Here is a 15,963-nt window from a genome sequence, read left to right on the forward strand (position 1 = left end):
GATCATCCTCCTTTCCAAAGCGTGTTATAAAGGGATGTTATCCCACACCAAAAAATAATTAGGTTACCAATTAAATAGGCAACCTAATTATATAACCTTTCCGATTTTTATGTCAATTAAAACATATATAAAAAAGTCCAACAATGGTGTACTTGCCTTTTTCCTTGGCTTTCCCGAAAAAAATGACGGTCAATGATGACCGTCTACTCCCTGTCTCCCATCAAGACCTTCTGCGTAAACGAAATCCACTCCCGCGCGGCAAACGACAAGTAGCGGTCCTTGCGCCAAATCATGCCCAGCTGCCAAGGAATGGAGGGGTTGATCAGGGGCAAAATGCGGATCCGTTCCTGGTCCAGTTCGCGGCAGATCGTTTCCGGCAGCAGCGCGATTCCAAGATTGGCGGCCACCATGCCGCTGATCAGATCCCACTGGGAGCTTTCGTACACGATGCGCGGCTGAAAGCCGACGCGAAGGCATTCGGTAATGATGCGGTCATGCAATGCAAAATCCTCCCGGAACAGCACGAAGCTTTCCTCCGCCAGTTCGTTCAGCGGTACCGCATCATGTCCGGCCAGCCGGTGGGAGGGATGGACGAGCAGCATCAGATTTTCCATGACGAACGAAAAATGGTGGAACAGATTTTCGTCGGTCGGCAGAACCGCCACGCCAACGTCGAGCAGTCCGCTCTCCACGTCCTTCATGACCTTTTTCGCCCCGTCCTCGAATACCTGCATCGTGACCTGCGGATAGGTTTTATGAAACCGCCCGATCACTTCGGGAAAAAAGCTGGAGCCGACCATGGGCGGCAGTCCGAGCCGGATATGCCCTTTTTGCAAATTTTTCAAATCGCCGAGCTCGGCGGACAAGCTTTGAAAAGCTTTTACAATCGGCTGCGCCTGCTCGTAAATGATTTTGCCGGCGTCGGTCAGCTCGATTTTTTTGTTGGAACGGTCGAACAGCGTCACCCCCAGCTCTTCCTCGATATGACGGATGGTCTTGCTGATGGTCGGCTGGGTGATATACAGCGTCTCCGCCGCCTTCGTAAAGCTCTGCAGCCTGGCGACCTCCATAAAATACTGCAAATGCCGGATATCCATGGCTGTCTCGCACTCCTTTCAAAGCGCCTTTGTCAGGTTCAAATACCTTGCTCCTTATTATAGAAAAAAGGAATGGTGATCATTCTTTTTATTCATTTTACTCATGAAAACAAGGGGTGTAAAATTTTCACGTAAATGAAAGGAGAGAATCCCTGTGAACAACATGGTCAAAGGAACGGTGCAGGTGGCGGCACTGATGGCATTTTCGCTGCTGATGAACAAGCTGGCCGGACTTTTGCATTTGCCGATTCCCGGCAGCATTCTGGGGATTATCGTGGTGTTTATTCTGCTGGAAGCCCGTGTTATCCGCCTGGAGTGGATCGAACTCGGCGCCAATTGGCTGCTTGCGGAACTGCTTTTGTTCTTCATTCCCGCAGCTGTCGGCATCATGAAATATATCCCGATGATGGAAAGCGACGGTATCCGCATTTTGATCGTGGTCGTTTTCAGCACATTCATCGTCATGGCCAGCTCGGGGCTGCTTGCATCCCGAATCGCCAAACAAAAAGAACGGAGGGCTTCGCGATGATCGGCCTTGTCTGCCTGCTCGTTACGCTCGGCATTTATTTCGTGTCCAAGCGCATTTACGGCAAATACCGCAAAATTTATTTATCGCCGCTGTTGGTTACGCCCATCATCCTTGTCCTTATTTTGATCTGGGCCAAAACACCTTATGAATCCTACAATTCCGGAGGCAAATGGCTGAGCACCATGCTGCAGCCGGCGACGGTCGCGTTTGCGGTGCCCCTGTACAAAAATTTCAAGGTACTCAAAAAGCACGCCGTCGAAATTATCGTCAGCGTGCTTACCGGTTCGTGTATCGCCATGGTTTCGTCGGCATTTCTGGCCAAATGCCTTCATCTGAACGGATCGCTCGTCACGAGCATGATTCCCCGCTCCATCACGACGCCGATCGCGATGAACGTCTCGCAGGTTCTCGGCGGCGTGCCTAACATCACTGCCGTGTTCGTCATCATTTCCGGACTTCTCGGTCCCGTGATCGGGCCGTTCGTGCTTCGCCTGTTCAAAATCGAAAGCGAAGTGGCCCGGGGCATCCTGTACGGCACCAGCTCGCATGGCGCGGGCACCTCGAAAGCCTTTGAGATGAGCGCCTTATCCGGCACGATCTCCAGCATTTCGATGATTTTGGCCGCCTTGTTTACGCTGGGTGTGGCCACCTTCATGACGGCCATCTCGTAGGATCAAAAAGATCATGCAGTCTCATTCATAACCGACGCGTACCGGCTTTCCGGTACCCGCGGATTCCAGCGCGGCGCAGGTGACGGCCTGCGTCTTGAACGCGTCGGCATAATCGGAACGGATCCGGGAGCGGTCACCCGTGCGCAGCGCATGGAGGAACGCTTCCGTTTCTTTTTGGTAAGGATTCGTGGATTCGCGGTATTCCGTCCGCTCTCCCGGCTGCATCCGGCATAGACGTTGCGGGTTCCAATCCAGCACTCCCTGATCCGTGTAAAAGGCCAGTCCGACGCCGTCCGCTTCGGTTCCCGCCGGCAGTATGCACGTATTGGATATGTTTGCGATCAGACCGCTTTCCAGTTTAAGCGTGACCGTACCTACATCCGCCACGTCCACCCCTTCCTCCTGCTCATGTTTGACGCGGCTCCCGTAAAGCGCATACACTTCCTGCACCTCGCCGGCCAAATAACGAAGCAGGTCCGCCAAATGCGTGGTCTGTTCGATAAACTGTCCTCCGGAACCGTTTTGCTTCCTCCACCAGGCAACGCCGGGCATGCTGTCCATCCAGCGTCCGAGAACCATGCCCGATTGCTGCCGCCGAAGAAGCTCCCTCATCCGGTCCACGTTGGATTGGTAACGGAAATGGTACCCGGCCGAAGTGATCAGTCCGGTTTCCTCGACCTCTGTCATGATGCTTCGCGGAAGCTCCGCGTCCAGTCCGAGAGGTTTCTCCACCAAAAACGGAATGCGGCGCCGGATCAGCTCCCGTTCAATCGCCCCGTGCGACATCGGAGGCACGCAAACGTATGCCGCGTCCAGCTGCTCCGTATCCAGCATTTCCGTCAGGTCGCCATAACCTGCTGCCCCGTAGGGCAGTGCCATACGCTCGGCCTTCTCCTTGCTTGTGCCCAAAAAAGCCCGTACCTTGACGCCTTCGGCCGCCGCCAACAAATCCGCGTGTACCTTGCTGAACCAACCTGTCCCGATCATTCCGATCTGCAGAGTCATGACAGATCCCACCTCTCGCTTATTTATCCCATATCATACAGGACACCGGGAAGGCTGACCATCACTTTATACTCAACATTTCTCCGACAGCGGCATCAATCTTTCCACTCCTCGGGAAGCAGCGCCCGGTAATGCGGATGCGTAAAACGGTCGTCGATCAGCATCAATACGCCGGTATCCTGCTCCGAGCGAATCAATCGGCCGCCGGCCTGAAGCACCTTGTTCATTCCGGGCAAAACGTAAGCGTAATCGTAGCCGCTTTTGCCTTCGCGGTTAAAATGGTCGCGAATCAGGTTCCGTTCCAGCCCAAGCTGGGGCAGCCCGACGCCGACGACGGCCACGCCGATCAAGCGGTCTCCCTGAAGGTCGATGCCCTCCGAGAAAATGCCGCCAAGGACGGCGAATCCGGCCAGCGTCTCCGTATTGTCCGCCTGAAAAGCGGAAAGGAATCGCTCGCGTTCCTCCTCGGCCATGCCGGGACCCTGCACGATCGTCCGGACTTCCGGGTATTTTGCCGCGAAAACGTCGTACACGCTTTGCAAATATTGATAGGAAGGGAAAAAAGCCATGTAATTGCCGCGTTTTCCGCTAACCAGCCCATGCAGCAAATCCGCCAGCGCCTCGCGCGTCCGCTCCCGGTCCCGGTACCGGGTGGACAGCGGATGGATCTGAACCTCAAGCTGCTCCCTCTTGAACGGGGAGGGGATGGATACGGCATAATCGTCCGCGTCCGCCCCAAGCATGTCCCGGTAATAGGAAAGCGGGGTCAACGTCGCCGAAAAAAACACCGTCGAACGATACCCTTTTTCCGCCTGCGCCAGCAGATGGGACGGGTCCAGGCAAAACATGCGGATCATGACGTCGCCGCGCAGAACCTCCGCGTAGGTGACGTAGCGTTCGTCGTACAGCTTGGACGTGCGGATAAAATTTTGGGCGGCAAAATAAACGTCCAGCAGAAGCTGGTGCTCCCCCGAGCCCGCGGCCAATTCACGCTCCGCCTCGGCCGCAAAAACCTCGAGCAGACTTGCCAATTCCCCGGGAGCCTCCTGCGATACAAGGGTCCGCTCTTCGCCGCAAGCCTTCTTCAGCTCGATAAAATATTTGTTGACGGCGTCCGCAGCCTGGGAAACGGCCCGGTTTTGCTGTTTATAATCCCGTTTGATCTGCAGAAAACCGGCTTTTTCGATCCCGGCCGAAAACATCTCCCGCCCCCGGTCCACCAGGTTATGGGCTTCGTCCACCAGCAGGGCCGTCCGTCTCTTTTGCTCCTCCGGCAGTCTTTTCAAGGACACGCGCGGATCAAACACGTAATTGTAGTCGCAGATGACGGCATCGACCGCATAAGCCGTGTCGAGCGAAAACTCGAACGGGCAGACCCGGTGTTTCCGGGCGTAACGCTCCAGCACCTGACGCGTCATGATCGTTTCGTTTGCGAGGATGTCGAGTACGGCGTCGTTAATCCGGTCGTAATACCCATCCGCATAAGGACAGGCTTCCTTCGTACATACGGTCTCCTCCTGAAAGCAGATCTTTTCCTTGGCGGTGATCGTCACAGCCTGAAGGCGGAGCCCCTTCTCCTGCATCAGTTCTAACGCCTGCTCCGCAGCGGTTCGAGTAATCGTTCTTGCCGTCAGATAAAAGATTTGCCCGAGCAGCCCTTCTCCGATCGCCTTCACGGCCGGAAAAAGGGTCGACATCGTTTTGCCGATGCCGGTCGGCGCCTTGGCCAGCAGCTTTCTTTTCTCCAAAATCGCCCCGTAGACCGAACCGGCAAGTTTTCTCTGCCCTTCGCGGTACGCAGGAAAAGGAAACGGCAAAGCCCGGATGCTTTCATCCCTGCGCCGAACATTGTTCATTCGCAGAACTGCATAAGGAGCATAGCGCCGAATGGCATCCGTGATAAAATCCGTCAGCTCGGCGATCGTGCGGACGCGTTTGAACCGCCGTTCTTCGCCTGTTTTCGCGTCCACGTACGTCAGCTGAACGCCGATGCTCGCAAGCCCGTGATCCTTCGCTACGATATAAGCGTATGTTTCCGCCTGCGCCCAATGGACGGCCCTTCCGCCCTCCAGCATGTCCAAACCGGACGAGACCGATTTGATTTCGTCGATGGTCAGACCCTCGTCCGTTTCGATCAAACCGTCGCATCTTCCTTCAATTTGGTATATAATTCCGTCAAACGGAATCTCGGTTTTGAGGTATACTTCCTTTTGATCCCCTTCCCGGTACAAACGCTGCACCTGCTGATGAATCCGGGTGCCTTCAAGCATCGCCGACGCGGTCCGGAAGCCGGAATCAATGCTCCCGCCGCTGAATACATATTCCACGAGCGGCCTCACCGAAATATGGACGGTATTTGTTTGTTCTTCTACGCCAGTCAATGGGATCACCCGTTCCCCTTCTGTTTTTAATATCATACCACATCGTTTACCCCCGGCCCACCTCATATTTCCAGAAAAAGGTTTTCCGTTCCAGAATATTGTCTGAAATGTTTCGGAACGCAAAAAAAATATTGCCTGTTTAAAGTATTAAAGGGTTGAAGATTTCCGACACTCTCGTGTATAATTCTTGTTTAAATACAGATTCATGCTTACCGAATGCGTAAGCCTTAAGCAAGCTTCTTAATGCTTCAGCATTCTGTAATTTTGAATCCAGGATAAGGAGAGAAGCCAATGACATTTTTGCATGTAGAATTGCCTGCGGAAAAAAAAGCCAAAACGTATGTCAATGAAGTCTTCGAAACGGTGTGTAAAAGGAACCCGAATGAAAGCGAATTCCATCAGGCCGTAAAGGAAATCCTCGATTCGCTAGTTCCGGTGCTTGCCAAAGAGCCCAAATACATGGAAAACGGCATTCTGGAAAGACTCGTAGAGCCTGAAAGACTCATCACCTTCCGCGTACCTTGGGTAGACGATCAAGGAATCGTACGCGTCAACCGCGGTTACCGCGTTCAATTCAACAGCGCAATTGGCCCTTACAAGGGCGGACTTCGCTTTCACCCCTCTGTAAACTCCAGCATCATCAAATTTCTCGGTTTTGAACAAATTTTGAAAAACTCCCTGACAGGCCAGCCGATCGGCGGCGGCAAAGGCGGTTCGGACTTTGACCCGAAAGGCAAATCGGATGCGGAAGTCATGCGCTTTACCCAAAGCTTCATGACCGAGCTGTACAAATACATCGGATCCGACGTTGACGTTCCTGCCGGCGATATCGGCGTAGGCGCCCGGGAAATCGGATTTTTGTTCGGCCAATACAAGCGCATTCGCAGCGGCAACGAAGCCGGCGTCCTGACAGGAAAAGGCATCACTTACGGCGGAAGCTTGGCTCGTCCCGAAGCGACGGGTTACGGCACGGTATATTTCGTCAACGAAATGCTGAAAGCGCAAGGCGACAGCCTGGAAGGCAAAACGGTCGTCGTCTCCGGCTCCGGCAACGTGGCGATTTACGCGATCCAAAAAGCGAATCAATTCGGCGCCAAAGTCGTGGCCTGCAGCGACTCGGGCGGTTACGTGTACGATCCGGAAGGCATTGATTTCGAAACGGTAAAACAGCTGAAGGAAGTCGAAAGAAAACGGATCAGCGAATACGTGAATCTGCATCCGGGCGCAAAATACTTCGAAGGCTGTTCGGACATCTGGACCATCCCTTGCGACATCGCCCTCCCTTGCGCGACGCAAAACGAAATCGACGAAGATGCGGCGAAGCTGCTTATTGCAAACGGCGTGAAAGCCGTAGCGGAAGGCGCAAACATGCCTTCGACGCTGGCAGCCATCGACGTATTCCTTGAGAACGGCGTTCTGTTCGGGCCTGCCAAAGCGGCCAACGCCGGCGGCGTAGCGGTATCCGCGCTGGAAATGTCCCAAAACAGCATCCGCACGTCCTGGACTTTCGAAGAGGTGGACGAGAAGCTGCATCAAATCATGATCAACATTTACAACAACAGCGCCCAAGCGGCCGAGCAATACGGCTATCCGGGCAACCTCGTCGTCGGCGCGAACATTGCCGGCTTCGTGAAAGTGGCTGACGCGATGATCGCTCAAGGAGTCATCTAATCCCGGTATCATACGTTTATGGTCAAAAGCATCCGGTTCCGGAAGAAATTTGCCCCTGCGGTAAATAATTTTCTTCCTGGGTCCGGATGCTTTTGTTATTGGCGATTGAACGGCTCATTTACCGCTTTTTAACCTGAAATCCATTGTCAGGGGCTTTGACTTCTGTTCCTGCGAGGGGCATAATATTTTTATTATGATCCGGATTTTGCAAGCTCCCGACTCATGAAAGCTCCGAAAATTTCCGATGGATTGCCTGCTTCGCTGCCCGTTCGCGGGCGGCTGATTGTTTTTTAACGGAGGGAAGTCGTATCGTGTCACGTGAATCCATTGCCCAAGTACTAAAAAAACCGTTTGCGATCTTTACCGTCCTCTTGCTGTTAAAAGGATACCTTGCCTGGGCCGTAACGTTTGGCGACTGGCTCCCCTGGAGGGTGCTGATCACAGAGCTTCCTTTCATCTGGCTCGTATTTAGCCTGATTGAATGGTGCGCCTCCAAACGCAAGCTGATGGCCTATACGATCGTAAACATCATCCTAACCGGTATTTTTTTCGCGGTCATCATGTATTTCAAATATTACGGCGTTATCGTCACGTACCATGCCCTGGCGCAGGTCAACCAGGTAACCGAGGTCAAAAGCAGCGTTTTCTCGCTCATGGACCCGTATTACCTGCTTGTTTTTGCCGACATTATCGTGCTGGTCGTGCTCCTGCTGAAAAGCCGGAAGGTGAAGGAATGGAGAATCAGCATCAAACGCAAGACGAAAAAAAGCGTCGTGTCCGTCGTTTTCATTTTGTGCCTTGTCGTCTGCCTGTTTAACATTTGGCCGAACCGGGCCAGCATGAACGAAATCAAAAAAGCCCAGCAAATGGGGATTCTCAACTACGAGGCTTTCACGATTTTATCGCAGAAAAAGGAACCGCTTGTTCCGCTGAAAAACATCAACCAAGCGGCCATCGATAAGCTGAAGGGGATCAAGGTTCCGGAGCACCCGCAATTTTTCGGGAACGCCAAAGGGAAAAACCTGATCATCATCCAGCTCGAATCGTTCCAGAATTTCCTGATCAACCTGAAAATCGACGGCAAGGAAATTACGCCGAACATGAACAAGCTTGCCAATGAGCAGCTGTATTTTTCGAATTTCAACCAGCAGGTGGGGCAAGGAAATACGTCGGACGCCGAATTCGTCGTGAATACGTCCTTTTACGTCCCGCCGGACGGCGCGGCCACGCAGAAATATGTGGATAAAAAACTGCCAAGCCTGCCGCGGTTGCTGGGGGAAAACGGATATAACACGCTTACGCTGCACACGAACCAGGTCCACTTCTGGAACCGCGGCGAGCTTTATTCTTCGCTTGGCTTTCAGCATTATTACGACCAGTCCTTCTTCGGCGAAGAGGACATGGTATTTTTCGGCGCATCGGACGAGGTGCTGTACGCGAAGTCGGCCGAAAAGCTGCAGGCATTGGACAGGGAAGACAAACCGTTTTACGCCCAGATCATTTCGATGTCGGCGCATCACCCGTTTACCATTCCGGCCAACAAATACAAGATGGAGCTCCCTGAACGCTATCAGGGAACCTTTGTCGGGGATTACATCCGGGCTCAAAACTATGCCGATTACGCATTGGGGCTCTTCATTGACGATTTGAAGCAAAGAGGGCTATGGGACGACAGCCTGATCGTCATTTACGGTGATCATATGGGACTGCCGATTTATTCCCTCGACCATGACGACAAAGCGCTGATGAAGGAAATTTACGGGCATGAATATTCGTACACCGACATGCTGAACATACCGCTCATCATTACCGGCAGCGGCGTTTCGCACGAGCAAATCCGCGAGGAGGTCGGCGGGCAAACCGATATTATGCCGACGGTGGCGAACCTGCTCGGCATTTCCATGAAGGACCACATCCATTTTGGCCAGGATTTGCTTAATCAGACGTACAATCTGCTGCCTCAACGGTATTACCTGCCGTCCGGCTCGTTCCTGAACGACAACGCCATGTTTATGTCCGGCAGCGGCTACGAGGACGGAACCCAATACCCGCTGAGCGGAAGGGATTCGATCGGGAATGGCACCACCAAAGACGAATACGACCGCGCGCTCAAGCTGCTGAAGCTGTCCGACAGCTACGTGAACCAGCAGCCGCTTAAGTGAGCCTGCAAAAAAGCAGCAAGCCCCGCTTCTGACCTTTTGTCAGAGCGGGGCTTATTTGTGTTTTTAAGCTTCATAGGCAAGCTGGAATAGCAAATCCATGAGCACCTGCACGCCTGCCTCCAAATGCTCAGGTTTCGTATATTCCAAAGGCGAATGGCTGACGCCGTTTCGGCTCGGCACAAAAATCATCGCCGTGCGGCAGCATGCGGCCAATATTTGGGCGTCATGGCCCGCTCCGCTCGGCATCCGGCGGTAACTTAAGTTCCGCATTTGGCATAAGCGCTCGATGGCGCCCGTCAGCTCCGCATCCATGTCAACCGGCGCCGTATTCATCCAGCGTTCGACCTCGATACCGACATCCCGCCGCTCGGCAATCGAACGCAGCAGCCCGATCATGCGGGCGCAAGCTTCTTCCAGCCGGAGGCCGTCAGGATGGCGGACGTCGATGGTAAAAATGACTTCCCCGGGGATGACGTTTGGCGTGCCGGGAATCAGCTCCATTTGTCCAACCGTAGCGACAAGCGGAGCCCCAATCTGATCGGCGCTGTCCATGACGGCGGCCACCATTTCGCTTGCCGCCCGCATCGCATCCTTGCGGTATGACATCGGCGTCGTCCCGGCGTGGTTTGCTTCCCCTTTGACGCGGACGGTATAACGCTGCAAACCGACGATTTGCTCGACGATGCCGATCGTTTTCCCTTCCCGCTCCAAAATCGCCCCCTGTTCGATATGCAGCTCGATAAAGGTATCGATATCCTTGCGCGGTCCCCGTCCGTGGCTGCCCGGACCAAACCCCGATTCCCTCATCGCCTGCATGAAGGAAACTCCCCGCCGGTCGTGCGCATGTTCGATGTCCTTGTAATCCGCAGCGCCCGTCATAAAGGTCGATCCCCAATAGTTATAAGGGAAACGGCTTCCCTCCTCCTCGCAAAAAGCCGCCACTTCAATCGTTTTCCTGGGAGCGCCGTATCGATCGCGAAGTCGGGAAAGCGCCGCAAGGCCCGCCACGATCCCGTACGCGCCGTCGTATTTGCCTCCGCGCTGCACGGTATCCACATGCGAACCGGTTAAAATGCAAGGCGACTCCGGATCCGTCCCCTGCAAACGTCCAAACAGATTTCCGGCATCGTCAAAAGCCGGCTGCAAGCCAAGCGACTTCATCTTGTCCGCCAGCGCCTCCTGCGCTTCCTTCCAGGAACGCGTATATAAAAGGCGGGTAACCCCGCCGTCTTCATCCGCTCCATAACGGCTGAGCCACTCGATAAGTTGTTCTGTCGTCTCCATATGTTCCTTTGCTCCCATCTTAAGGTCGTCGGAAGCCTCCTGCAAAATCCGGTCCGAAAAACGGTTTATTGCATACTCTTCCTCACATCTATACACCATATCACTGCCGCGGGAAAATTTCTATGTATCGGTTAAGTCCGCTATTTTCTTGTCTCATCCGATCCAATTAATCTATAAATACGAACATTAATGACTGTGATATTGCACAAAGTTCGCTTTTTCCTTTGACGTGTCCGAAATGTACATGATATAGTTACAAGGCAGAAGAAACGAAAACACAACAAGACAAAGGAGTCCTTCAGCAATCATGAACACCACGAAATTATCTTGGTTAGATCGCTTCTTTAAGCTCAGCCATTATAAGACGAATGTTAAAACCGAAATTCTTGCCGGTCTCACCACATTCGTTACGATGGCATACATCATCGTCGTTCAACCGGACCTGATGAAAGCCGCAGGCATGGATCAAGGCGCCGTCATGGTTACGGTGCTGATTGCATCCGGCCTTTTCAGCATTATCATGGGTCTGTATGCCAAACGGCCGTTTGGCGTCGCGCCCGGCATGGGCGGAAATGTGTTTTTTGCTTACAGCATCGTGGCCGCAGGACTGGCGACATGGCAGCAGGGACTCGGGATGGTGTTCATCTCGGGCGTGGTTTTCCTGCTTCTGACCTTCCTTGGGCTGCGCGAAACGATATCACGCATCATTCCTAAAAATATTAAGCACGCCATTGGCGCCGCCGTCGGCCTGTTCATCATCGGCACCGGCTTTGCCAATGCAGGCATCATCGTACAAAATAAAACCGGAACGCTCACGCTCGGCAGCTTGCATTCGCCAACCGTGCTGCTTTCCTTGATCGGGCTGGTCATCATCATCGGCCTGATGGCGCGCAAATTGAAAGCGGCGGTGTTCATCGGGATCATCATTACGTCCATCATCGGGATCCCGATGGGCATTACGAAGCTTCCGCATTCCTTCGGCGATTTATTCTCCCTGCCGCCGGATCCGTCCTCGATCATCTTCCAGGTCGATATTCCGGGAGCTTTGAAGCTGGCGTTTTTCCCGCTTATGTTTACCTTCTTTACAGGGGAGTTTTTCTCCACCATGGGTACGGTGCTTGGCGTTGGCGCCAAAGCGAATTTGCTCGATAAAGAAGGCAATCTTCCGGACATCAAAAAGCCGTTTATCGTCGACGGCATCGCTACGGTCGGCGGTTCCCTGCTCGGACAAACGACCATTACGACCTACATTGAATCCGCAAGCGGCGTTGAAGCCGGCGGACGCACAGGCTTGACGGCCGTAACGACGGGGATCGTGTTCCTGCTCGCTTTGTTCGTCACGCCGCTCATTCTGCTCATCCCTAGTGCGGCAACGGCTCCGGCGCTGATCGTTATCGGCTTGTCCATGCTCGCGACACTGAAAAACATCAATATGGACGAATTGGAAGAAACCCTTCCCGCGCTGCTTACGGTCATTTCTGCAGGACTTACGTTCAGCTTGGCGAACGGAATCGTATTCGGCATTTTGTCTTACGTCGTCATTAAAGTATTTATGGGCAAATTCCGCGATATCCACATCGGACTCTGGATTTTGTGCATACCGCTCATTTATTACCTCTGGCTTAAATAATCTGGGATAAGGAGATCGATTCAGCATGAACCGCAAACTTATAGCCGCAGCGCGCGGCGATCATCCACTGGATTTGGCAATCAACAACATTCGGTTGGTCAACGTCTTTACCGGGGAAATTTATCCGGCGGCCATCGGCATCGTGGACGGTACCATCGTTCACGTGACCGCGCCGGGCGAAACGGAGCTTGAAGCCGCCCAAACGATTGACGGCCAAGGCAAGTTCGCCGTTCCCGGCCTGATCGATACGCATCTGCACATCGAAAGCAGCATGCTGACGCCCGCTCACTACGCCGAAGCCGTCCTGCCGCACGGTACGACCCTGATCGTCACCGACCCGCATGAAATCGGCAACGTCCTTGGCGAGGAAGGCGTCCGTTACATGGTCGAAGCCAGCAAAGTGCTGGATTTGCGCGTCATGACGCTGGCGCCTTCTTGCGTGCCGTCCGCTCCGTCCGTGGAAACGGCCGGAGCCGATTTCACCCCTGAGGTCATCGAACGGATGCTCACCTGGGACGGCATTGACGGCGTCGCCGAAGTCATGAACTATCACGGCGTCATTCATGAGGATCCGCGCATGATGGGCATCCTCGAAGCGAACGAACGCGCCGGCAAAATTCCGCAGGGCCACGCGCCGACGGTCGTCGGCCGGGAGCTTTCGGCATACCTCGTTGCCGGACCGGACTCCGACCACGAATGCCGCACGATGGAAGAAGCGATCGCCAAGCTTCGCGCCGGCATGATCGTGGACATCCGGGAAAGCTCCTTTTCGCTGAACATGGCCGAAGTGGCCAAAGCGATCGTCGGCAAAGGTTATCTGCCGAACGTCACGCTTTGCACCGATGACGTGCTTGCCTCCGATCTGGTCGAACGGGGCCATATCAACCATGTCGTCGTCCGGGCGATCGAAGAAGGCATTCCGGCCGTGGACGCGATCCGTTATGCGACGCTGAACGCCGCGAACCGCTTGAACCGCAAAGATGTCGGAGCGATCGCTCCGGGACGCCTTGCCGACATCGTGCTTGTCGACGCGCTCGAAACGATGAACGTGTCCGATGTTTTCATCGGGGGCGAAAACATCGTCAAGGAAGGCAAGCTGATCAAGCGCCAGCAGCATTTGGAGCCGCCGCAGGAGTATTTGCAAACCGTGCATCTTCCGGAAATCCATGCTGAGGATTTGCGCCTTGAGGTCGAAGATGCGAACGCGACCGAAGCGCGCGTACGCGTCATTGAATACGATTTTGCGCCGGGCCTTCCAACCGGTTTCATCGAAACGGTACTGCCGGTGAAAGACGGGGAGCTCGTCCCCGAAGCCTACGAGGGGCACAAAGGACCGCTGAACCGTGTCGCTGTTTGGCATCGCCACGGCTTGAACAACAACAAGGCGCTCGGGCTGCTTGCAGGCTTCGGCATTATCGAAGGCGCGGTAGCGACGACGGTCGCGCATGACAGCCATCATTTGGCGGTGCTTGGCGTCAATACGGACGACATGGTCATGGCAGCCAACGAGCTCCGCAAACGCCACGGCGGCATGATCGCCGTCAAAAACGGCGAAGTCGTCGCGTTCCTTCCGCTCCCGCTCGCAGGACTCATGAGCCTCGAAGAAGCCGATACGTTCGCGCCGAAAATCAAGGAATTTATCGATACCATCCATGGCGGCATGATGCCGGGCAAAAATCCGATCCACCGTATGATCGTCGCAACCCTCCCGGTCATCCCGGCGGCAAAAATTACGGACCTGGGATTGGTTGACGTCAATAAACAAGAGCTTGTTCCGCTCATCATCGAAACCAAATAACGTCGTTGAACCTTAAAAGCCCCCGAACCGCACCGGACATCCATGTCCATGCGGCTCAGGGGCTCTTTTTCGGTGCGGACCGAGTCCTAGGTTGTTTACACGACCGGCTCGCTTTTAGCCGGTTCCGGCAAAGGGGACAAATAGCGGTTTACAAAACGGGCGATGCGCTGCGCATACTCTTTTTTGTTCACAAAATAGGCGTTGGCATGGGCCGCAGTAGGCACGACATACAAGTCTTTCTCCCCTCCCGCTGCCGCCGCCAGACGATGTACCATAGGGAAAGGAACAAATGCATCCCTGTCGCCGTGGATAAACAAAATCGGAAGGCGCGTCCGGGCAACCTGTTTTAAAGCCGAACCTTCGCCGAAAAAATATCCCGCACGCAGTTTGCACACCAAGCTCGTCACCGGCAGCAGCGGAAACGGTGGCAGCTTGTACATCTGCTTCAATTGGTACGTCAAAATATCCTTAACCGAGGTATACGCGCAGTCCGAAACGATGCATTTCACCTGATCCGGCAGCTGCTCGCCGCTGGTCATCAACACCGTCGCGCCGCCCATGGAGACGCCGTGCAACATGATCTGCACATCCGGCCCGCTCCGCTCCAGGATATAATGAATCCACTGTACGATATCCCTGCGGTCATGCCAGCCGAAACCGATGTAATTCCCGCCGCTTTGCCCATGGCCCCGATTATCCGGCATCAGTACATGAAAACCCATTTCGCTGTAAAGTTTGGCGAAAGCGCCCATTTCCCTTCCTTGGCTGTTATAGCCGTGAACCACGATGGCCGTCCGGTTCGACGGCAGAGGGGCCGGAATGTAATATCCCGTTAAAGGAAGCCCGTCCTCTCCTTGAATATGCAGGGTTTCGACCGGCTGGCTGCCGAGCCATTCCTCTTCCATTTCCCACGGATGGTCCACCTTGACAAGCGCCGGATCCGTCTCGAGAAATTCTTTTTGGCTGCGCCTGATTCCGACATTATAAAAATACATGCTGGCCCCGATCAGGATCAGCACGATGACAATTGCGCATATAAGGACAATCGATGCCGCAGTCATGTTTTCCTCCTTGGCCTGAATTCGCGAAGAACATCCCCAGTAATCAGGGCTTTGCAAAATCCCCCAATATGTTCCTTTTTAACATACCATCTGGCGAAGTCTTTCACAATGTCCCATCGACGCAAATCCCCTCCGAAAGGGGCTTATATCATCAAAAAAGCAGCACGCGGCTTGACCACCACTGCTGCTTTTTAAGGCTTTTGAATCCAGATATCAGTCCTTCTTCTGTTTGCGGGCCATGGCCCGCAGCGCTTCGCGGTAGGCATCGTCGGAGCTTGGATCGGGTTTCGTTTCCGCCTTCGCCTGCTGAACCTCTTCCGGAGCATAACCCGCAAACTTGCGCAGCGCCTCGCGGTAAATACGGTCGCTTTCGCTTGCGGATCGGTGCGCCTCCGATTCGGCTTCGGTCAGCGCGGTCCTGTCCGCTGTCCGGGGCGCAACCGTCTTAACCGGCTCGGGCTTGGCCGCGGCTGGGGGCTCAACTGAAGGAGGAAGATCCTGAATGGACATCGCGGGCGGAGCTTCAGGCGTTGTTGGCGTTTCTTGCTTTGCAGGCTCTTCCCTTTTTTCTGCACGTTTGCCGGACCGTTTGGCGGCACGGGAGTTGTACACGAAAAGAAAAACGAGCGCTGCAACGGCGAGCACCACAAAAGCAATGACCATGTCCCGCTCAC

12 protein-coding genes are annotated in these 15,963 nt (G+C 54.2%); 6 read left to right on the forward strand and 6 right to left on the reverse strand.

Annotated elements, in window-relative coordinates; genetic code table 11:
* Positions 1-203 precede the first annotated feature (203 nt).
* Positions 204-1,097: a cidABC operon transcriptional activator CidR gene (cidR, locus tag RJP21_RS07750; RefSeq protein ID WP_160042835.1), complete on the reverse strand. Its 894-nt coding sequence runs from the start codon at positions 1,095-1,097 to the stop codon at positions 204-206.
* Between the two features lie 154 nt (positions 1,098-1,251).
* Between cidR and RJP21_RS07755 the strand changes: the two genes are divergently transcribed.
* Together RJP21_RS07755 and RJP21_RS07760 are read left to right on the forward strand one after the other, a co-directional pair.
* Positions 1,252-1,626, forward strand: a complete 375-nt coding sequence (locus tag RJP21_RS07755) for a CidA/LrgA family holin-like protein (protein WP_310858777.1) — start codon at positions 1,252-1,254, stop codon at positions 1,624-1,626.
* On the forward strand, positions 1,623-2,297 hold the full coding sequence (locus RJP21_RS07760; protein WP_310858778.1) for a CidB/LrgB family autolysis modulator: 675 nt from the start codon (positions 1,623-1,625) through the stop codon (positions 2,295-2,297). The genes RJP21_RS07755 and RJP21_RS07760 overlap by 4 nt, the downstream gene beginning before the upstream one ends.
* Before the next feature lie 21 nt (positions 2,298-2,318).
* Here the strand turns inward: RJP21_RS07760 and RJP21_RS07765 are convergent, their stop codons facing one another.
* Together RJP21_RS07765 and RJP21_RS07770 are read right to left on the reverse strand one after the other, a co-directional pair.
* Entirely contained in the window at positions 2,319-3,302 is a 984-nt protein-coding gene (locus RJP21_RS07765) for a Gfo/Idh/MocA family protein (RefSeq protein ID WP_310858779.1), read from the reverse strand.
* 95 nt (positions 3,303-3,397) lie between these two features.
* Positions 3,398-5,692, reverse strand: coding sequence for a helicase C-terminal domain-containing protein (locus RJP21_RS07770; RefSeq protein ID WP_310858780.1), 2,295 nt, complete (start codon positions 5,690-5,692; stop codon positions 3,398-3,400).
* Between the two features lie 282 nt (positions 5,693-5,974).
* Between RJP21_RS07770 and gdhA the strand changes: the two genes are divergently transcribed.
* Entirely contained in the window at positions 5,975-7,354 is a 1,380-nt protein-coding gene (gene gdhA / locus RJP21_RS07775; RefSeq protein WP_310858781.1) for an NADP-specific glutamate dehydrogenase, read from the forward strand.
* A gap of 308 nt (positions 7,355-7,662) precedes the next feature.
* Positions 7,663-9,516: an LTA synthase family protein gene (locus RJP21_RS07780; protein ID WP_397386198.1), complete on the forward strand. Its 1,854-nt coding sequence runs from the start codon at positions 7,663-7,665 to the stop codon at positions 9,514-9,516.
* Positions 9,517-9,579: 63 nt separating this feature from the next.
* Here the strand turns inward: RJP21_RS07780 and allC are convergent, their stop codons facing one another.
* Complete coding sequence (allC, locus tag RJP21_RS07785; RefSeq protein WP_310858783.1) at positions 9,580-10,800, reverse strand: allantoate deiminase; 1,221 nt, start codon at positions 10,798-10,800, stop codon at positions 9,580-9,582.
* A 307-nt stretch (positions 10,801-11,107) separates the two neighbouring features.
* On the opposite strand from allC, the gene RJP21_RS07790 reads away from it, so the two are divergent.
* On the forward strand, positions 11,108-12,430 hold the full coding sequence (locus tag RJP21_RS07790) for an NCS2 family permease (RefSeq protein ID WP_160042842.1): 1,323 nt from the start codon (positions 11,108-11,110) through the stop codon (positions 12,428-12,430).
* A gap of 25 nt (positions 12,431-12,455) precedes the next feature.
* The gene (gene ade / locus RJP21_RS07795; protein ID WP_310858784.1) at positions 12,456-14,228 is read left to right on the forward strand and encodes an adenine deaminase; all 1,773 of its coding nucleotides are present in this window, start codon (positions 12,456-12,458) and stop codon (positions 14,226-14,228) included.
* Positions 14,229-14,323: 95 nt separating this feature from the next.
* Here ade and RJP21_RS07800 read toward each other — a convergent pair whose 3' ends face one another.
* On the reverse strand, positions 14,324-15,289 hold the full coding sequence (locus RJP21_RS07800) for an alpha/beta hydrolase (RefSeq protein WP_310858785.1): 966 nt from the start codon (positions 15,287-15,289) through the stop codon (positions 14,324-14,326).
* A 213-nt stretch (positions 15,290-15,502) separates the two neighbouring features.
* Positions 15,503-15,952 carry a hypothetical protein gene (locus RJP21_RS07805; protein WP_310858786.1) on the reverse strand — a complete coding sequence of 150 codons (450 nt, stop codon included), beginning with the start codon at positions 15,950-15,952 and terminating at the stop codon, positions 15,503-15,505.
* Between the last annotated feature and the right edge of the window lie 11 nt (positions 15,953-15,963).

It is taken from the genome of Paenibacillus sp. VCA1, assembly GCF_031583795.1.
In the GTDB taxonomy this organism is placed as follows: Bacteria; Bacillota; Bacilli; order Paenibacillales; family Paenibacillaceae; genus Paenibacillus_AQ; species Paenibacillus_AQ albilobatus.